Source organism: Flavobacterium sp. 90, assembly GCF_004339525.1.
Taxonomy (GTDB): Bacteria; Bacteroidota; Bacteroidia; order Flavobacteriales; family Flavobacteriaceae; genus Flavobacterium.
Map to the genome: position 1 here is coordinate 5,723,089 of NZ_SMGE01000001.1, position 20,195 is coordinate 5,743,283.

General features: G+C 32.6%; 18 protein-coding genes and 1 tRNA gene. 9 read left to right on the forward strand and 10 right to left on the reverse strand.

Features of this window, described 5'->3' with window-relative positions:
* Window positions 1-125: 125 nt before the first annotated feature.
* The 4 genes from pheT to C8C83_RS23345 all read left to right on the forward strand — a co-directional run bounded on the left by pheT (window position 126) and on the right by C8C83_RS23345 (window position 5,347).
* Entirely contained in the window at window positions 126-2,546 is a 2,421-nt protein-coding gene (gene pheT, locus C8C83_RS23325) for a phenylalanine--tRNA ligase subunit beta (protein WP_121330935.1), read from the forward strand.
* 321 nt (window positions 2,547-2,867) lie between these two features.
* Entirely contained in the window at window positions 2,868-3,299 is a 432-nt protein-coding gene (locus tag C8C83_RS23330; protein WP_121330936.1) for a hypothetical protein, read from the forward strand.
* A gap of 628 nt (window positions 3,300-3,927) precedes the next feature.
* Window positions 3,928-4,713 (forward strand): ATP-binding protein, encoded by a 786-nt coding sequence (locus tag C8C83_RS23340; protein WP_121330938.1) that lies wholly within the window; start codon window positions 3,928-3,930, stop codon window positions 4,711-4,713.
* Window positions 4,703-5,347 (forward strand): response regulator transcription factor, encoded by a 645-nt coding sequence (locus C8C83_RS23345; protein ID WP_121330939.1) that lies wholly within the window; start codon window positions 4,703-4,705, stop codon window positions 5,345-5,347. Before C8C83_RS23340 ends, C8C83_RS23345 begins: the two co-directional genes overlap by 11 nt.
* 43 nt (window positions 5,348-5,390) lie before the next feature.
* On the opposite strand, the gene C8C83_RS23350 is transcribed toward C8C83_RS23345, so the two are convergent.
* Complete coding sequence (locus C8C83_RS23350; protein WP_121330940.1) at window positions 5,391-5,903, reverse strand: adenine phosphoribosyltransferase; 513 nt, start codon at window positions 5,901-5,903, stop codon at window positions 5,391-5,393.
* Window positions 5,904-6,018: 115 nt separating this feature from the next.
* Between C8C83_RS23350 and C8C83_RS23355 the strand changes: the two genes are divergently transcribed.
* Together C8C83_RS23355 and C8C83_RS23360 are read left to right on the forward strand one after the other, a co-directional pair.
* Window positions 6,019-6,092: transfer RNA gene (locus tag C8C83_RS23355), tRNA-Arg, on the forward strand.
* A 110-nt stretch (window positions 6,093-6,202) separates the two neighbouring features.
* A complete protein-coding gene (locus tag C8C83_RS23360; protein WP_121330941.1) occupies window positions 6,203-6,607 on the forward strand; it encodes a helix-turn-helix transcriptional regulator in 405 nt (134 codons plus the stop codon).
* An 88-nt stretch (window positions 6,608-6,695) separates the two neighbouring features.
* On the opposite strand, the gene C8C83_RS23365 is transcribed toward C8C83_RS23360, so the two are convergent.
* From C8C83_RS23365 to C8C83_RS23405, 9 genes are all read right to left on the reverse strand, one after another.
* Entirely contained in the window at window positions 6,696-7,760 is a 1,065-nt protein-coding gene (locus tag C8C83_RS23365) for a hypothetical protein (protein ID WP_121330942.1), read from the reverse strand.
* 472 nt (window positions 7,761-8,232) lie between these two features.
* Complete coding sequence (locus C8C83_RS23370) at window positions 8,233-8,913, reverse strand: hypothetical protein (RefSeq protein WP_132011925.1); 681 nt, start codon at window positions 8,911-8,913, stop codon at window positions 8,233-8,235.
* Window positions 8,914-9,099: 186 nt separating this feature from the next.
* Complete coding sequence (locus tag C8C83_RS23375) at window positions 9,100-9,522, reverse strand: organic hydroperoxide resistance protein (RefSeq protein WP_121330944.1); 423 nt, start codon at window positions 9,520-9,522, stop codon at window positions 9,100-9,102.
* Between the two features lies 1 nt (window position 9,523).
* The gene (locus C8C83_RS23380) at window positions 9,524-9,958 is read right to left on the reverse strand and encodes a MarR family transcriptional regulator (protein WP_121330945.1); all 435 of its coding nucleotides are present in this window, start codon (window positions 9,956-9,958) and stop codon (window positions 9,524-9,526) included.
* A 24-nt stretch (window positions 9,959-9,982) separates the two neighbouring features.
* Window positions 9,983-10,615, reverse strand: coding sequence for an NAD(P)H-dependent oxidoreductase (locus C8C83_RS23385; RefSeq protein WP_121330946.1), 633 nt, complete (start codon window positions 10,613-10,615; stop codon window positions 9,983-9,985).
* Between the two features lie 186 nt (window positions 10,616-10,801).
* The gene (locus tag C8C83_RS23390) at window positions 10,802-11,941 is read right to left on the reverse strand and encodes a PepSY-associated TM helix domain-containing protein (protein ID WP_121330947.1); all 1,140 of its coding nucleotides are present in this window, start codon (window positions 11,939-11,941) and stop codon (window positions 10,802-10,804) included.
* A gap of 17 nt (window positions 11,942-11,958) precedes the next feature.
* Window positions 11,959-14,301 carry a TonB-dependent receptor gene (locus C8C83_RS23395; RefSeq protein ID WP_121330948.1) on the reverse strand — a complete coding sequence of 781 codons (2,343 nt, stop codon included), beginning with the start codon at window positions 14,299-14,301 and terminating at the stop codon, window positions 11,959-11,961.
* A gap of 166 nt (window positions 14,302-14,467) precedes the next feature.
* Window positions 14,468-15,886 carry an SDR family oxidoreductase gene (locus C8C83_RS23400; RefSeq protein WP_121330949.1) on the reverse strand — a complete coding sequence of 473 codons (1,419 nt, stop codon included), beginning with the start codon at window positions 15,884-15,886 and terminating at the stop codon, window positions 14,468-14,470.
* 179 nt (window positions 15,887-16,065) lie between these two features.
* Complete coding sequence (locus C8C83_RS23405; RefSeq protein ID WP_121330950.1) at window positions 16,066-16,749, reverse strand: SDR family oxidoreductase; 684 nt, start codon at window positions 16,747-16,749, stop codon at window positions 16,066-16,068.
* 191 nt (window positions 16,750-16,940) lie between these two features.
* Between C8C83_RS23405 and C8C83_RS23410 the strand changes: the two genes are divergently transcribed.
* From C8C83_RS23410 to C8C83_RS23420, 3 genes are all read left to right on the forward strand, one after another.
* A complete protein-coding gene (locus C8C83_RS23410; RefSeq protein WP_121330951.1) occupies window positions 16,941-17,231 on the forward strand; it encodes a TIGR03643 family protein in 291 nt (96 codons plus the stop codon).
* A 45-nt stretch (window positions 17,232-17,276) separates the two neighbouring features.
* Complete coding sequence (locus tag C8C83_RS23415; RefSeq protein WP_121330952.1) at window positions 17,277-18,704, forward strand: deoxyribodipyrimidine photo-lyase; 1,428 nt, start codon at window positions 17,277-17,279, stop codon at window positions 18,702-18,704.
* Window positions 18,705-19,049: 345 nt separating this feature from the next.
* On the forward strand, window positions 19,050-20,072 hold the full coding sequence (locus C8C83_RS23420) for a LacI family DNA-binding transcriptional regulator (protein ID WP_121330953.1): 1,023 nt from the start codon (window positions 19,050-19,052) through the stop codon (window positions 20,070-20,072).
* The last annotated feature ends 123 nt before the right edge of the window (window positions 20,073-20,195 follow it).

The window sequence follows — 20,195 nt, forward strand, 5'->3', positions numbered from 1 at the left end:
TAAAAATCAGAAATAATTAATTTTCAGCCGATTAAAATCACTTTAAAAAAACCAAATAAATTGTTTCTTACTACAACACGCAATCCTTATATTTGTATCCTCATACTAGAATAATAAAGTTACACATGAAAATATCTTACAACTGGTTAAAACAATTCATCAAAACAGACTGGACATCGGAGCAAACTTCAGAATTACTTACAGATTTAGGACTGGAAGTTGAAGTTGTCGAAAAATACCAATCGATTAAAGGCGGTTTAGAAGGAGTTGTTGTAGGACACGTACTTACTTGCGAAAAACACCCTGATGCTGACAGATTAAGAGTTACGACTGTAAATATTGGTCAGGAAGCGCCTATACAAATTGTTTGCGGTGCGGCGAATGTTGCTGCCGGACAAAAAGTGCCTGTTGCAACTATTGGAACCATTTTATACGATAAAGACGGCGGTGAATTTACCATCAAAAAAGGAAAAATTCGCGGAATGGAAAGCCACGGAATGATTTGTGCCGAAGATGAATTAGGTTTAGGTACAAGCCACGACGGAATCATGGTTCTTGATGATGCTTTGGTACCGGGAACAGCTGCTTCTGAGGTTTTTCAGATTGCTAATGATGAAGTTTTCGAAATTGGATTAACGCCAAATCGTGCCGATGCAATGAGCCATTTTGGTACTGCGCGTGATTTAAGAGCAGGAATGCTTCAACGTGGTGTTAATATCGAATTGATTACGCCATCTGTAAGTAATTTCAGAGTCGAAATGCGTACTTTAAAAATTGACGTTAATGTCGAGGAGCCTTTGTTGGCGCCAAGATATTGCGGTGTTACCATTTCTGGAATTTCTGTTCATGAATCTCCAAGCTGGTTACAAGATCGTTTGAAAGCTATTGGATTAACTCCGAAAAATAATATTGTTGACGTTACTAATTATGTTTTACATGAATTAGGACAGCCTTTGCATGCATTTGACGCTGCAAAAATCAACGGAAAAATTATCGTAAAAACACTTCCGGAAGGGACAAAATTCACCACTCTTGATGATGTCGAAAGAACATTGCACAAAGAAGATTTAATGATTTGTGACGAAAAAGGACCGCTTTGTATTGCTGGTGTTTTTGGTGGAAAAAAATCGGGTGTTACCGAAGGAACAACTTCTATATTCTTAGAAAGTGCTTATTTTGACGCTGTAAGTATTCGTAAAACAGCAAAACGTCACGGATTAAATACAGATGCTTCTTTTAGATTTGAAAGAGGAATTGACCCAACAATTACGGAATATGCGCTAAAACGTGCAGCACTTTTAATTCAGGAAGTTGCTGGTGGAAAACTAACATCTGATGTTGTTGAAGTTTATCCTAAAAAAGTAGAAGATTTCTCTGTTCTATTGAATTTCAGTCACGTTTCGAAAATCATCGGACAAGAAATTCCGAAAGACACTATCAAGAAAATCTTGGTTTCTTTAGATATTAAAGTAAACAGTGTTTCTGATTCTGGTTTAGGTTTAACAATTCCGGCATATCGTGTTGATGTTCAGCGTGAAATTGATGTAATCGAAGAAATTCTAAGAGTTTACGGTTATAACAACATCGAATTTTCTAAAAAATTCAATGCAACGGTTGCAAATTCGCCAAGAACTGAAGATTATAAAGTTCAGAATGTAATTGCAGGACAATTGAATTCTCAAGGGTTTCACGAAATGATGGCGAACTCTTTGACAACAGCTGCTTACGCGAAATTATCGACTGTTTTAAAAGAAGAACATAATGTTACGATGTTGAATCCTTTAAGTAGTGATTTGGCAACAATGCGTCAGTCTTTATTGTTTTCTGGTTTAGAAGCAATCTCGTATAATATCAACAGAAGAAATTCTGATTTGAAATTATTCGAATTCGGAAAATCATACCATAAATACCTTAACGGATACGAAGAGCACAAACACCTTACTTTGTTGATTTCCGGTAACAGAAACAAAGAAAGCTGGACAAATCCTCAAAAAGTAACTGATTTCTTTTTATTGAAAGGATACGCAAAAGGAATTCTTACTCGTTTAGGAATTGAAAAAATCTCAAATGCTCCGGTACAATCTGATATTTTCTCAGAAGGAACTGCGATTTGCTACAACAACGATACTTTAGTTGAAATGGGTGTGGTTAAAAAATCGATACTAAAGCATTTCGGAATCAAACAAGATGTTTATTATGCTGATTTCAACTGGGATTTAGTTCTGAAAATCATTACCGGAAAAATCAAATATACCGAAATCCCTAAATACCCAGAAGTTCGTAGAGATTTAGCCTTATTAATCGATCAAAGCACAACTTATGAGCGTATTTATAATTTGGCTAAACAAACAGAAAAAACGCTTCTAAAAGACGTTAATTTATTTGATGTTTATGAAGGTGATAAACTTCCGGAAGGTAAAAAATCGTATGCTTTGAGTTTCACTATTCAAGATAATACTAAAACACTTACCGATTCTCAAATTGATAAAATCATGTCGAAATTGCAACAAACTTTTGAGACTGAAATTGGAGCTGTTTTAAGATAAAAACAATTTCTTTATACTACATAAAACCCGACAGGTCTAAAAACTTGTCGGGTTTCTTTTTTGTTTCAGGTTGTTGGGGTGTTTTTCTTAACCGCAAAGGACGCAAGGATTTACGCAAAGAACGCTAGAAAAAGCTTTGCGAAACTTTGCGTAAATCTTAGCGTACTTTGCAGTAAATTATGCTCAAAGCGAAGAAACCTTATTCAACCAAAAAAGGGTGTTTTCCCCCTTGTTCTAATAAAACGATTGAAATAATTTTGACATGAATATTTTAAAGTATTCACCAACTAATTTTTAACCAACCAATAAAAACAAAAAGTCATGAAAAATCCACCCGCAAAACCGAGTCAGTTAATTACTAAGGAATTCGCAAAAGAACTGAATCAGAATTACAATAAAACAAGAGCTGGTCTGGCCGCCAAAGCTGCTAAAAAAGAAGATGCAAATGCGATTTGGTATTCCTTAGAAGAATTGGAAAACTACATTCATTATATAAAAACTCAAGGATTAGAAGATGGTTATACAGTAGATGGTATCCGTTTTTATTTTGGAGTTTATCCAAATGATAAAAAACACGGAGAAAAAGCCGGATTAACCACTTTATTTTTGGTGCCAACCGGAAAAAAAGCTGTAAATTCCACTGCAAAAGTGCAAAGTTTTGCAACGGATCAAGAACAAACCTCAAGCGATGTAGAAAGTCTTTCACCAATGAATTATGGAAATATTGGAAGACCGCCTAGCTTAACATATTAAAAAAAATTATGTTTGAATTTTTAAGATCTTATATCGTCTATTTAGCTTTATTATCAGGTATTATTGGTTTGTTCTCACTGAACAAACTGCCTGGTAAAAAAGCTAAATTTTTAGTTGTTTTAATTTGGTTTTCGGTTCTTATAGAAATAGTTGGGTACTACTTTACGCAATGGACAGGTTTATTAAACTATTATGTTTATAATTTCTATATGTTCGTCAGTTTTTCTGCCTATATACTACTTATTCGAAGTGTTTTATTAAATCGATCCTACAGATTTGCCGGTTATTTATTTTTGATATTGTTTATCGCTTCTTTTTTTCTGAATATTTGGTACTTCAAAGAGAACGTTAATCACTCTTTTATTTATAGCTTTGCAACTGGAGTTCTGGTAGTTATGTTATTATCTTGCCTATATTTGGTAGAGATTTTCAATTCAGACAAAATTTTAAATTTCAAAAAATCAGTTTTTTTTTGGTACATCTTAGGTATTCTGGTATTTCACGTACCATTTTTGCCTTTTATGCTGGCAATCAACTGGTTTTTAATAAGACAAGACGAATCCATATTTAGCTTGGTTTTGTTTATCCTGAATTTTCTGGCGCATAGTTGTTTTATAATTGGATTTATATGGAGCGAAAAGAAATACAATTATTAGTCATCTCATTAGGTATTGTTTTCTTAACTTTACTAGTGACTTTGCTTGTTATATTCTTTTACTTTTTGAAGAAAAAAAACAGCTATCTGGTTGATAAAATGGAATCTGAACTTTATTTTCAGTCTGAATTAGTAAAAACCCGAATAGAAATAAAGGATCAGACGCTCTCTGAAATCAGCAAAGAACTACATGACAATATAGGCCAAATAATCTCTGTTGGAATTATGCAACTCAATATGCATATCAATAATGAGAAAGTAATTCAGCCAAATGAACTGCGTGATCTTAAAGAAATTTTAGCCAAATCTCTGGACGAAATAAGAATTTTGTCCCGAATTATAAATAAAGACAACTTACTGCAAAGCAATTTTATCGAAGCCATTAAACAGGATTTAGAGCGAATAAAAAAGCTTAAAAAAATTCAATATAAATACACTCTTTCAGGTGAAATCCCTCATATTTGCGAGGAACATGATTTGTTTATTTACCGAATTTTTCAAGAAGCACTGCACAATAGTTTAAAACATTCGCACAGCGATTTGTTTGAAGTAAAAATTAACACAACCGATGATTTATTTTGTTTAAAAATTAAAGATTTCGGAATTGGTTATGATCCGCTTCAGACAAATTCAGGAATTGGTTTAAACAACATGAAATTGAGGGCCAAATTAATTGGTGCAACATTAATTATGAATTCAGATTCGTCTGGAACCGCTGTAACACTAGAATATCCTTTAACTGAACCCGATGAAACCTAAAAACAAAATTATTATTGTAGATGATCATTTATTATTCTCACAATCACTAGAACTTTTAATCAATAGTTTTAAAGATTTTGAAGTAATCAATCGCTTTGAAAACGGAAAAGTATTCATTTCATACTTACAGGAAAATATCGACTTAGAAGTTGATTTAATATTATTAGATGTAAATATGCCTGTTTTAGATGGCTTAAGCGCCATGAAATGGATCAAAGAAAACAGACCTTCACTTAAAGTAATCGCTTTATCTGTAAATGATGACGAAGAAGTCATTATTAAGATGTTGACCAATGGTGCCAAAGGTTATCTCCTTAAAGACACATCTCCTGAAATTTTTAGAACCGGTATTACATCTGTTATCGAAAAAGGTTTTTACTTTACTGAATTGGTATCCGGAATGTTGGTCAAAAAAGCCAACAGTGATTCGACTAAAATAAATTTGAAGGATAAAGAAATCATTTTTATAAAACACGCCTGCACAGAAAAAACATACAAAGAAATCGCTTCAGAAATGTGTTTAAGTCCTAAAACAATTGATGGTTATCGTGAATGTCTATTCGATAAACTAGAAATTAAAACCCGAATAGGTTTAGTATTATATGCTATTAAAAACAAAATTGTCTTAGTTTAAAAGTAACTAAGACAATTTTATTTTTTGATTATTCTGATTTTGCTTAGTAAGTGATTGCAGTAAAAATTGGATTCTCCTTAATTTTTTCTCTTCCGTTCAGGAAACTTAATTCCATTAGGAAGTTACATTGCACAATTTCACCGCCTAATTTCTCAACCAATTCACAAACTGCTTTTGCGGTCCCTCCTGTCGCCAAAACATCGTCATGGATCAAAACCTTGTCTCCTTTTTTTATTGCGTCTGTGTGCATTTCTAAGCTATCTGTGCCGTATTCTAATTCATACGATGCAGAAATTGTTTCATACGGTAGCTTTTTTGGTTTCCTTACGGGAATAAAACCTGCATTTAATTCCTGCGCTAACAACATTCCGAAGAAAAAGCCACGACTTTCTGCTCCTACTACCTTGTCGATTTTTTGTCCGTTTAGAGATTCAACCAGAATTTTAAGGCATTCTTTAGTCGCAATTGGGTCATTTAGTAGCGGAGTTATATCTTTAAACAAAATTCCTTCTTTTGGAAAACCCTGAATATCACGTATATACTTTTCTAACTGCATTTTTTTTTAATTTTATGTTATTTTTCTCTTGTTTATCTCACATTTGTTCCTATCTTTGCACCCGCAATAAGCAATCAACAAAGCTACAAAAAATAGCTGAATTGATAACAAAAAAGGCCTCGTGGCGCAACTGAATAGCGCACTTGATTACGGCTCAAGAGGTTACTGGTTTGAATCCAGTCGAGGTCACAAAAATCCCATTTCTAACGAAATGGGATTTTTTTTTTAATTTTTGAAACTCAGGGTTTTAATTCAAAAAATGGTTTTATCTTTAAGCCTATAGAAAATCGATATTCATTATGGAACAGAAAATACATCAGGGAAAAAACGTGAAACGTTTTAGAGAAATGCTTAACATAAAGCAGGAAGCATTAGCTTATGATCTGGGAGAAGACTGGAACCAAAAGAAAATTTCTCTACTGGAGCAAAAAGACGTAATTGAAGAAAATCTATTAAAACAAATCTCAGCTGTATTAAAAATTCCAGTTGAAGCTTTTCAGAACTTTGATGAAGAACATGCGATAAATGTTATTTCTAATACTTTTGGAGATAATGCTTGTGTTGGAAATCCAAATTCTTCATTCAACTTTAATCCTATCGAAGAGTTAAAAAAACTTCATGAAGAAAAGATTGCATTGTACGAACGTATGTTGAAAGAGAAAGATGAAATGATGTTGAGACTTGAAAACTTAATTAATAAATGATTATTTAAAAAGATATATTAAAACAAAAAGAGACTCGAAAGTCTCTTTTTGTTTGTTTTGTGGTATCTTTTCAATTATAAACTTTTTATTATAATAAAGATTGGTACGAATTATATTGTTCACAAAAATGTTTAGCTTTTTTAAAATCACTTGTGTAATATAATTCATTAATTCCTGATTCTGTTTTAATATGAATTGAACCATATAATACAATTGGAATTTTATAATTACCTACAAATCTTTTATCTGGTGAACCATCTTTATTTACTCTATACCAAGTCTCTCCAATAATTTCGGTATCAGATGCTATATCTTTAGCTTCTTCTAGAAACCGAGCTTCAGAATAATTCAGTTGGAGATCATTGTAATCAAGGATCGCTATATCTTCTTCGTTTTTAAAATAAATTATAAAACTAGGATAAAAATAAAAATCTCCTCCATTAAAATTTTCGAAATGAAAATTCTTTTCAGTTGTTTGTATTGCTGGAATTGACTTAAATGAAAAATTCACTTTATTTCTTCTCATGACCGTTTGCGCTGCTGCTTTCGTCTCAATATTTGCCTCGGAATAAGTCATGTCCCAAATTACATCAGAGTTTTTTAAGGTTGTAAATGAACTGATAAGATCGGAATATTTTTGTTTAAATTCATTAGTTTCATAAACACACTTTATACTTAAATACGATTCTTCTTCAACATTCTTTACTGACTCTAAATCATTTTTGCTGTCCTCTAATTGCTCTGTCAATTTTTGGATTTTCTTTTTTAAAAGAAATTTAAAAAAAGAGTTACTAGTCTTGAAGTGTTGCGCTTGAATCCTCTCGTAATTTAGAGAAAATTTATTAGCTTCATTAGATATAACTTCTCTTTGGAAATAAAGATTAACTATTTGTTCTCTAATGCTATCAAAATTTTTAGAATTTAAGCGTTCCGTATTAAAATGACTTTCGATTTTACCATATTCAACTTTATTAAAAAGTTGTTTTAGAATATCATTTGCAGATTCTCTCCCTTTGTTTTTTGCTTTTTCAAATTTTACAGGATCCAAAGTGGTTTCTTTATTTGGATCGGTACTTTTCCCTATAGTTATTAAAATTTCGGGATGCACAAAAGGCATATTCTCTATAATATTAGCTTCTGGTTCTGTTTTCATATTTTTACATTTTAAGAACCAAATATATTCAAGCTAATTACAATCTTTTTATGGAAAACCGTAATACAAAATTTATATAGTGAAGAAAAAAAGTAAACAAATTTATTGAACACATTCAGAAAAGTATAATTACGTCTTCCCCGCTCTACGAAGTATTCTTCTTTACGCTGCGCAATCCCGAAAGCCTTCGGGATTGACTTTGCGCCATTTTAAACAAATATAATTGAAAAACAGAAATTTCATAAAGTCTCTGACTTTAAAATTAATTCTCCAAGAATATTTTTCCTGAATGTAAAAAAATCCAAGACAATAATAAGAACTAACAGTAAGAAAGTCGGCAGACTTCTATCAGATTTATAGTTTCTAAGGAACAAAAAAATTGCGCAAAGTCAGTCCCGAAGGCTTTCGGGATTGCGCGGCTTTCATGAGAACATTTTAAAGAGTTCGAGGGATTAGAAATTAAAAATCATCCCTAAAGAAATAGATTTTTGTCAGCATCCCAGTTCTTCTCCAAAGCTTCAAAATATTCGTTTTTCACACCATCAATTTTTTGATAAATCTCCCTGCTTACTTTATCCGGAAAAGTGTTTAATTCTGAAAAATTAGCCGTTAAAATCATTCTTCCGCATCCAAACAACACAGAAGCAATACCAAGCAGTATATCTGTATTTCCCCAATCACTTACTATCATAAATAAAGCTGATGCCGATACTAAAATTACAACCCAGTTTAAATTCCTAAAACGGCTCCAATCTATCATTCCGTATTGCGCCAGTGAACTTGCCAGGATAAGATTAAAGAAACCAGCTATAAAAAAGTAAGATAAAAGAACTTCATTTACATTTAGAATATTTACAAGATCAAATAAAATTAAAATTCCAGTAATTATTGTAAAAATTCCAGACTGTATAAACAATCCCCAAGCTTCTAATTTTCTTTTATTGGCAATAGAGAAAAAAATCTCGCAGACACCGTTTATAATCAGCAAAAAAGCAGAGAACCCAATGATGTAAAACTCTATAGCATGCGTAATTAATAATGAGATACACCATGTAATGTTAAATAGCAAACCGCTGATGAAAAATATAGAATTAAAGCGAAGTTTTTCAATCATAAATTTAGGAACGCTTTGAACATTGTTTCTTTTTGCCATTTTAAGTTTCATTGAGTGATTTCTTTAAAATTTAACCTATTATTTTTTACTTGCAAATTTAGCGTTTTGAATGAGAATGCTAAAAATAAAATGTCGCATAAACAGGGCTTAAAGTCGCTTTTAAAATCAAGCATAAAAAAATCTGCACCGAAAGATGCAGATTTATATAATTTGAAGAAATTAATCTTAATTATTAGTTACCGATAGCTTAACTTCAATATTGGATCTTGTCGCATTTGAATAAGGACAAATCTGATGTGCTTTTTGGGTTAATTCCTGAGCTTCTTCAATAGAAACTCCTGGAATATTCACATCGAGTTCTGCTGCAAGACCAAAACCACCATCTTCATTCTGTCCGATGCTTACTTTTGCAGCTACCGAAGTTTCACCAGTTTGAATTTTCGATTTACCAATGATCAAATTTAATGCGCTGTCAAAACACGCTGCATATCCTGCTGCGAAAAGCATCTCCGGATTAGTAAAGTCATCATTGGCTCCGCCTAAAGCTTTCGGCATTCTCACCTCAAGGTTCAAAATTCCGTTTTCACTTTTTACCTGTCCGTTTCTTCCGCCTTTTGCAGTAACGCTTGTTGTATATAATGTTTTCATTTTATTTTTGAATTTTATTTAAAATTTTCTGAACTGTTTCTTTAAGTTCTAATAAATCTTCAGTTGTTAAATTTAATTTTTCCTGCATTTTTAAGGGAATTTCGCACGCTTTTTGCTGCAAATTTCTTCCTTTATCAGCTAAAAAAACTTCAACGACTCTTTCGTCTTCTTTTTTTCTTTTTCTAATGATAAACCCCTTAACTTCAAGTCTTTTCAATAACGGTGTTAACGTACCGCTGTCAAGAAACAGTTTTTCGCCAATTTGATTTACAGTCAATCCATCTTTCTCCCAAAGTACCATCATCGCAAGATACTGCGGGTAGGTAATATCAAGTTCATCAAGAAATGGGCGGTACAAACCGATAACTTCTTTTGAAATAACGTAAAGCGGAAAACAAAGCTGGTTTCCCAATATGAGTGGATTATTATCTTCCATAATTTATTAAAAAAAAGTAAAAAACTATTTTCTAATGATAAATTCCTCCATAGGAATTCTTACTTTCTTCATTTGAGAAAGCCAGTCCTTTTCTGTGTCTCTGTAACCCAGATATAAAAGCGTAACACTTTTTAAACCTAATTCCTTTAGATTCAAAATCTCATCTACTACTTCATTGCTAAAACCTTCAGCAGGAGTTGAATCAATCTTAAGTTCAGCAGCCTGAGCCATTGCCAAACCTAATGCGATATAAGATTGTCTTGCTGTGTGTGCAAAATGCTGCTCAGGAGTTTGAGCTCCGTAGATTTGCTTAATCTGATCTGTGTAACTGCTGAAACGACCTCTTGGTAATTCTCTAACATCTGTATGATGATCATAAACTTTATCGATTTTCTCATTAGAGTAACTGTCCCATGCAGCAAAAACCAATACATGAGAACAATCTCTCATAACTTCCGGATTTAAGGCACCTTTTACCATTTTCTCTTTCAATTCCTGATTTTCAACTACAATCACACGAAAAGGCTGTAAACCAGATGAAGTCGGAGCTAATCTTGCAGATTCTAAAATTTTATCTAAATCTTCTTCTGATACTTTTTTTGTTGAGTCATATGCTTTTACGGCATGTCTCCAGTTTAAATCTTCTATTAACGACATTTCTTCTTATTTTATAAATTAAAAATTCTAATACTAAAATTGTTTGAATCAAAACAACAGTACAAATATAGCTAACAATTAAATTGCACACAATTTAATTGTTGGTTTTTTTTTAAAGTTGAATGTAAAAGTATCTCACAAACACCTAAGTTATTTAATTTCAATAAATTAAACTAGTAATTAAATCTATTTCTTCTTTTTATTTCTTCCCCACCAAATCAAGAAACCGCTTACAGGAAGCAATGCGCAAAACAGCGCAATAAACGAAGCTAAAATTTTGGTTGGTAAACCATAAATAGTGCCTGTATGAATGGCGTAATTACTGTTTCGCCATTTTGCTCCAAGTGTTTTATCGTTATGTGTTACTTTATAATAATTTTCCCCCGAGTGACTATTATAAGTATAACTATCAGATTCATCCCAGCCGGAATTCCTTTCATGCTTTACAAAAGTGGTAACAGGAACTGCTTCTTTAGAGATTTTTTCAGGTAGTGAAAGACCAATAGAAATCCAATTTGGAATTTTATCTTTTGTGTCTTTTACAATATATTCAAACGGATTTAAGGTTTTAATACTACTTTCTTTCGAAATTTCCGGAGCTTTGTTCCAAACCTTTTCAGGATCATTTCCTAAGATTTTGTAAATTCCGTTTGTCCACCAGTCAAACGTCCAGACCAATCCTGTAATAGCAAAAATCAGAATAAAGATAAAAGTATAAATACCACCAATATTATGAATATCGTAGTTTTTACGTTTCCATTTTGTGGTATTTTTCCATCTAAACCAAACCCTTTGTTTTAATGCTGCTTTATTTTTGGGCCACCATAAATAGATTCCGGTCAAAATCAGCATAAAAATAATTAAGGTCGAAAATCCAACGATATAATGACCTATTTCATAAGTCAGCAGCAAATTTTGATGCAATATTCTAAGATTAAAAATCCAATCGTATCTTAAATCAACTTCTCCTAATTCTTTACCTGTATATTGATCGATATAAATATTACTGTAATTTTCATAATCTGAAAATGCTGTCCAATGTGGTTTTGTATTCTCTTTATAACTGCTAAAAACATAACTTTTTTCTGGATTCTTGTCAATTATGACATAATCAGCAAGCGGATGCTTTTGCTTAATCACAGCAATAAGACTGTCAAGCGGCACAACATTAGTCTTGACTTCTGGCACAAAAATTTTATCGTGATGATACCAAGAAGTTAATTCTGCGTCCCAGACAAAAATACTCGCCGCCAACATGCTTATAAATACAACAAGCCCGGACACAAGTCCGAGCCATAAATGTATTTTATTTAAAGTTTTTCTCATCTAATAATTGTAAAAAATTAGAATGTATAACCAACATTCACAAGGAAATTACTTGGTGCTCCGGTAAAATTTCGCTGATAATTATAACCGCCAACTAAGTATTTCTTATCAAAAATATTATTGAAATTAACACCAATCGTAAAACGATCTACTTTATAATAAGTCGCAGCATTAAAAACTATATAGGAAGGAAGTTGTAATGTACGTACAAATGTTTCTCTTTTAGAAACCTGACTATGACCAATTGCAAGACCTAATCCTTTTATTTTACCTTCTGTAAAACTGTATTTTATCCAGCTTCCGCTAATGTTTTTTGGTGCATTTTCTTTTGCAAGTCCTACTTTATTATCAGAATCATCTTTTGTAGACTTAGTAATTATCGCATTATTGTAAGCATAACTTAGATTCAAACTCCAGTTATTATCAATTCTTCCTGTGGCTTCAACTTCAAAACCTCTTGCTCTCTCCTGCCCTCTTTGTTCTAACAAATCAGGGTTTGAAGCATCATTAGCACTTACCAATATATTATTCTTTGTAATTTGATATACTGCAGTTCCTACAAAAAGCCTTTTATTAAAGAATTCTCCTTTTGAACCTACTTCATATAAATTACTCGTCATAGGATCAAAAGGTCCTCCTGAATTTGCGCTGCCAAATATCGAAGCATCCTGAGCTTCAAATCCAGTGGCATACGTTCCATAAACATTGATATTATCGGCAACACTATAAGTAAGTCCGACTTTTGGCAGTAATGCTTTTTCAGATTTTTTACCATCTGTAATTCCTGCCGCTTTATTTTCAGGAAAAGTATAAAACTCTTGTCTTAAGCTTAACAATAACTGAATCTTTTTGTATTTGATTAAGTCCTGAACGTAGAATCCGTTAGTGTAATATTCACTTATTTCATTTTCTGATGCAGTAAACTTATACGTTTCAATTGGTCGTATTAGATATGTTGGATTTAATAAATCAAAATTACTCACATTCCCGGATTCGTTCTCTGCATCTCTTTCATACTTATTAATTTCGCCATTAATATAATCGTAACCTAAAACTGCCTGATGCTGTAATTCTCCTGTTTTAAATTTTGAAGAAAAATAGGTCGAAAGGTTATTTCCCTGCTGAATCGTTTTTCGATCATTAAAATACATGGCAATCATTGTAGGCGTAATATAACCGTTGAAACCGTGTTCATTCAATTCTTCATCATATCTTACTTTTAAATAAGAAGCATTAAAGGTCAAATGCTCATTAATTACCTGACTGAAAGACAAAGTCAATGCTAATGTTTTACTCTTCAGATAATCATTTGGCTGAGCGATATTAAAACCAATTGGAGTCGCAAAAAGATCGGTAGTTCCCTGAATAATAGTTCTTCCTCTGTCTAGTTTCGTGTCCAGATTAGTATAAACTAAATCGGCATTAAAACGAGTTCCTTCTTTTGGAATAAAGGAAATAGAAGGTGCAATTACAATGGATTTATTACTGATTTGATCTCTGTAAGTATCGGCATTTTCATATCCTAAATTCAATCTGTACAAAAGCGTTTTATCATCATTTACAGGGCCTGTAAAATCAGCAGAAGTTCTAAAAGTATTGAAACTTCCGGTTGTAAACTGAATCGCTTGTCTTGCTTCGTCCAACGGTTTTTTGGTAATCATATTGATTGTTCCACCCGGACTTGAATTTGCAAAAACAGCAGATGCCGGTCCTTTTATGTATTCTACCCTTTCGATATTTACAAGAAGCGGACTTGTCCAAAAACTGTTTACGCCTCGAAGACCGTTGATTAACCTTCCGTTACTATCATTATTTCTAAAACCTCGAATGGTAATATCATCATAAGTACTAAATTCGTTTACACCCGCAACGTTTTTCCCAACATCTTTTAAGCGCAATGCCTGTTGATCCTGAATCAATTCTTTGGTTACAAACGATATACTTTGCGGTACATCTATAACTCTCATTTCTAACTTGGTTGCCGAAAAAGTATTATCGTTTTTATACGATGATTTCTTTCTTCCTGTAACTTCTACAGACTGAAGTTCATTTGTTGTTTCTACTAAAAAAACTTCAGGAACCAGAGTAATTTCATTTTCTTTAAGTTCTACGGCAATTTGCTGTGTTTCAAAACCAACAGCCGATATTATTACTATTTTATTTCCGGCTGAGAGATTTTTTAAGATATACTCTCCACGACTGTCTGTTACAGTTGCTGCCGCATTTTCTTTAATTTTTATATTAACCGTTTCAGAACTGCTGTTTGCAGTTTTAACTGTACCTGAAATACCTGAGGTTTGGGAAAATATAAAATTACTAACTAAGCAGAAAAAACTACTTATTACAATTTTTTTCTTCATTACTTTTGGTTGTTAAATTTTGCCCAAAAATAAATTTATTTTTATTCATTCTAAATAAAAATTGAAATTAATTTTAGCAAAAATAACTCACAAATAAAATTGAAAGACTTTAATTATAGCACATTAAAAAAGAGTTAAGATATATCATACAAACTAGTATTATCTTCTATTTTAAAACTAATTTATTTATCATTCCTTCAAAAATAAAACCGTGAAAAGGAAGCACAGAATACCAATAAAGTTTACCAAATATTCCTTTAGGTTTAAAAGTTGCCGCCTGATATAACGTGTCGTTAAAAATTTTAAACTCTAGCCATGCTTCTCCGGGAAGTTTCATCTCGGCATACAAAATTAATTTTCCCTGTTCTTTATTAGCATAAACCACGCGCCAAAAATCGAGTGCATCGCCGGCATGAATCTCATGTTTGTTTGTTCTGCCACGTCTTGCGCCAACCCCTCCAAAAAGTTTATCAATAAAGCCACGCAAACTCCACAGCCAATCTCCATAATACCAGCCGGTTTCTCCGCCTATAGACCAAATTTTGGCAATCGTAGCATCACGGTCAATGATTTTTCTTTTTCTCCTGTCAATAAAACAATCCTTTTTAGGAACTTTAAGATAATAAGAAACACTTCCTTTAAACTGTCCGCTGATTTGTGAATCTTTCCAGCTTGAAGCTACAGCATCTTCATCAATCTTTACAAGTGCCTTTTGCAACGCCTGATTGTAACTAATAGGTTTTACATCTAATAAATCATTAATTCTATTATCACTGCAAACAACTTCAACTTTCATACTGCTCACTAATGCCGAAGCCAGTTTAAAAGAGGTAGAAGTAATAAAATACAACCAATACGATGATAATTTTGGCGTCATTACCGGAAGCGTATAAATGTATCTTTTAAGGTTTTTAGCTTCAGCAAATCTCAATAACATTTCTTTGTAGGTCAGAATATCTGGTCCGCCAATATCAAAACTTTCGTTGTATGTTTTAGGATTTAGCAATGCTTTTATCAAAAATTCCAAAACATCAGTAATAGCAATGGGTTGACATTTGGTATTAAGCCATTTTGGAGTAATCATTACAGGGAGTTTATGAATCAAATCGCGAATAATTTCAAAAGAAGCGCTTCCGGATCCTACAATAATTCCCGCTCTTAAAGTGGTAGTTGGAGTTTTTCCGGATTTTAGAATTTCTTCTACTGCTTTTCTCGAAGACAAATGTTTAGATAAGGATTTATCATTGACAATTCCGCTTAAATAAATAATTTGTCTGGCGTTTGTTTTGTTTATTTTTTCCTTGAAATTGTTAGCCGAAATTCTTTCCAGTTCATCATAATTATCTGCAGCAGACATGGAATGAATAAGATAATAAGCAGCATCAATATCATCCGGGATTTTTTCTACACTTTCCTGATTTAAAAAATCAACTTCAATAAGTTGTATGTTTACTGAAGTTTTTTCAGGATAATAAAATCGGTTTTTATCCCGAACACAACAAATTACTTCATGTCCCTGATTTAGCAATAAAGGCAAAAGCCTTTTACCAATATATCCTGTTACGCCTGTTAATAGAATTCTCATGCTTTTATTGTTTATGACCCGTTGGGCAATGTCATTAAGTTAAGAGGAAATCTGTAAAATTACTTAACAGTTTAATTAAGAAAGTAATTATAAAGATCCGTTTTTATCAGCGTTTTCGCTTTAGCGAATCAGTAAAATCAGTGTCTAATTTTTACGCGGATAAACACGGATTGGGTTGCTTACATTTTAAAACTAACCAAACCATAATCCATTTGAAAAATTTGTCCAGAGATTGATCCGGCGCTTTTAGAAATCAAATAATCTGCCATTTGCGCCACTTCCTGAGGTTTTAAATAATTCTTAAGCGGATGACGCTCGATCATATTTTCTTTCATACGATCATTTCGTAAAATGGAAGCTGACAATGAAGTTTCGGTAATCGTGGGTGCAATTCCATTAATACGAATTGTGGGAGCCAGTTCTGCGCCAAACGATTTTACAAGACCTTCTACTCCACCTTTTGCTACAGCAATACTGGCATGATAAGGCATTCCGAGTTTTACGGCAACTGTACTAAAAAGAATAATCGACGGATTTGTTCCTTTTTTTAAAGCCGGCAAATAATGCTGTATCACTTTTACAGCGCCAATGACATTGATTTCGAAATCATTTCGAAAATCATCAATACTTAAATTCAAAATAGGTTTCAAATTTATAGATCCGGGACAATAAATAAGAGCATCGATACTTTCAATTTCAGGAAGTGTATCAAGTAAAACATCTGCTTTATAATGAATTAAATTAGGATGCGAAATATCAGGAGCATTTCTGCTAATGTTGTAAACCTGCTTATTTTCTAATTGCTGCAACACTATTGTACTGCCAATTCCTTTGCTTCCTCCAATAACTACTACTTTTTCCATTGTAATATCTTTAAATTAAAAATGCTTTCTAATTGCTCAATATTCACAATCAACTTTAATAAAAAGCTGATTTACAGCTTAAAGATAGTTATTGTTTAACTTTTATGCAATAACATTAAACAAAATAAATTTTAATTAAGTATCTTAGCCTTACAATTATTCCATTTAATAGTTCAAAAAAACTTATTTATATGAATGTAAAACATAGCAACTTTTCTGTAATTGAACTGGATCGTATCATTGAAATGGCTTGGGAAGACAGAACCACATTTGATGCTATAAAATTTCAATTTAATTTATCAGAAGCTGATGTGAAGGTTTTAATGAAAAAAGAATTGAAATTTAGCAGTTATAAACTATGGCGTAAACGTGTAGAGAATTGCAAAACCAAACATTCGGCAAAACGTTCCGTCGAAATAGATCGTTTTAAATGCAGCAGACAACGTGCGATTTCAAACAATAAAATTTCAAAGAGAAGATAATAATCTCTGTTTAACAAAGGCATTGACTTCATTACAACTTAAAAATTGAACAAAAAAGAGATCAATATTATATGGTTCAAACGTGATCTTCGTTTTACAGATCACGAACCTCTTTTTATGGCACAGCAAGAAAATATTCCACTGCTTTTGGTTTATATTTTTGAGCCTTCAATAATGGCGCACGATGATTCGGATGTTCGTCATTGGAGGTTTGTTTATGAATCTTTGAAGGAAATGCAATCTAAGTTAAAGGCAATTGGAGCACAACTTTATTATTTTCATAATGAAGTCGAACCTGTTTTTGAGCAATTATGCAGCATTTATGATGTTAAAACCGTTTTTTCGTATCAGGAAATTGGCAATAAAACCACCTTTGAACGCGATATTTCCATGCAGTCTTTTTTTAATAATCATAAGATTATCTGGAAACAATCACAATTACATGGCGTAATCAGAAAACTGAAATCCAGACAAAATTGGGACGAACGCTGGGAAAAAGTAATGCGTGCAGATCCCAGAATAATTGATCTGAATACGATTAAATTTGAAAGTTTAGATGCTGATTTTTATCTGAATTTAAAAGGAAAAACACTTTCTAAAGAAATTACGGAACGCAATGAAAACTTTCAGCAAGGTGGTGAATATTGGGCTTGGCGTTATTTAAAAAGTTTTGCAGAAGAACGTCACGTAAATTACAGCAAACACATTTCTAAACCTAGTTTAAGCCGAAAAAGCTGTAGCAGACTTTCGCCTTATCTCACCTACGGAAACATCAGTATGAGAATGGTATATCAGTATACCAATCAGTTTTATGAAGCGTCTCCAAACCAAAAAGCGATGCTTAATTTTGTTTCAAGACTGCATTGGCATTGTCATTTTATGCAGAAATTTGAAAGTGATTGCCGTATTGAGTTTGAAAATATCGATCATAGCTTTGATGTACTCATAAAACCTAAAAATGAAATCTATATAAAAGCCTGGCAAGAAGGGAAATCCGGTGTTCCTATTGTTGATGCCTGTATGCGATGTTTAATTGCAACCGGATTCATCAACTTTAGAATGCGTGCTTTGGTAGTTTCCTTTTTTGTTTTTAATCTTTGGCAAGACTGGCGCGATCTTCATTTTTTAGCCCGACAGTTTCTGGATTATGAACCCGGAATTCATTATCCGCAGTTGCAAATGCAGGCGGGCGTTACAGGAACAGGAACAATTAGAATCTATAATCCGATTAAAAATTCTGAAGAACATGACAGCGACGGAATCTTTATTAAAAAATGGATTCCCGAATTAGCCAATATTCCGCCTCACTTACTTCATGAACCGTGGAAATTAGGCTTGATAGATCAGCAATTGTATGAATGTGAAATTGGAAAGGATTATCCGTTTCCGATCGTAGATATTGAAGAAACCAGAAAACATGCAAGCGCCATCATTTGGAACATCAGAAAAAATGGAGAAATTAATATTAAATAAAACTTTCCTCCCGATTACTAAATACGATTATTGCTTTTTGGTTTCAACTACAGGGACATAATATATTGTCAAAACCGTTTCCCATGGTTGAAACCCCGGGCTATATTGAATTATTATTGAGGAATTATCTAAAACCATAGCCTGTGGTTTCAACCACAGGAACACAATATATTACCACAACCGTTTCCCATGGTTGAAACCAGGGACTACATTGAATTATCGAAAAATTATTAGCGCTACAACTTGCAATCAATTGCTTATCTTTTCGAAAACATAAATTATTTTTTAAATAAATTTGCTTAAACGTTTAACTTTATTATATTTGCCCTTCAAGAAAACGTTATAGTGAAAAAAGTTTCCATAAAAGATGTAGCATTAAAAGCGGGTGTGTCTATCGCCTCGGTTTCTTATGTGCTTAATAATAAGCCTAACGGCCGCATTGGAAAAGAAACTGCAGAAAAGGTTATCAAAGCAGCCGAAGAATTAAATTATCGTGCCAACACTGCTGCAAAAAATCTAAAAACACAACGAACCAATATTATCGGATTAATTGTGGCTGATATTGCCAATCCTTATTTCTCGCAAATTGCGCGAATAATTGAAAACGAAGCTACTAAAAAAGGATATACACTTATTATAGGAAGTTCTGACGAAAATAAAGAAAAATTTGAAAGTCTTGTCAGTATGTTTTATCACCGTCAAGCGGAAGGATTAATTATTGCGCCTGTTGAAAATTCAGAAGCTTGTTTGCAAAGATTACAAAAACAAAATATTCCGTTTGTGTTTATAGACCGTTATCTTCCAAAGATTAAGGCAGACAATATTCAGATCAATAATTATGATATTAGTTATAATGTTACGCAGCATCTTATCAAAGAAAAACGAAGCAATATACTTATTGTAGCTTATGATTCAACGCTGGATCATTTGATGCAACGAACTCAGGGTTTTAAAGATGCTTTAGAGAAATACAATATACCGTACAACGCAAATAACATATTGAATATTAACAAGGATCAAATTGATCAGGATATTGATAAAGGCTTCAATACTATATTTCAAGGCAATAACAAACCTGATGCTGTATTTTTTGTAAGTAATAAATTGGCGGTTTCAGGCTTAAAAAAAATCATGAAACTTGGAATTGCTGTACCTACAGATCTTGCAGTTGTGGCTTTTGACGAAACGGAAGCATACGAACTTTTCAGCGTGCCATTATCTTATGTAAGTCAGCCTTTGACCGATATTGGAATTGAAGCAGTTGAACTCCTTCATAATAAAATTAAAGATCCGCTGCTTCCTGTACAAAATATTACTCTCGAAGCTCAAATGCACATTAAAGCCTCTTCAAAAATCAATAATTTATAATAACTTTTTTATTTAGCATTTTGCTTAAACGTTTAATCTAATCTCATATGAAATTACTCATTCCACTTATTACGATACAAAACAGCATACAAGAAATTCAAATGCACTTTAATATTTTCAAAA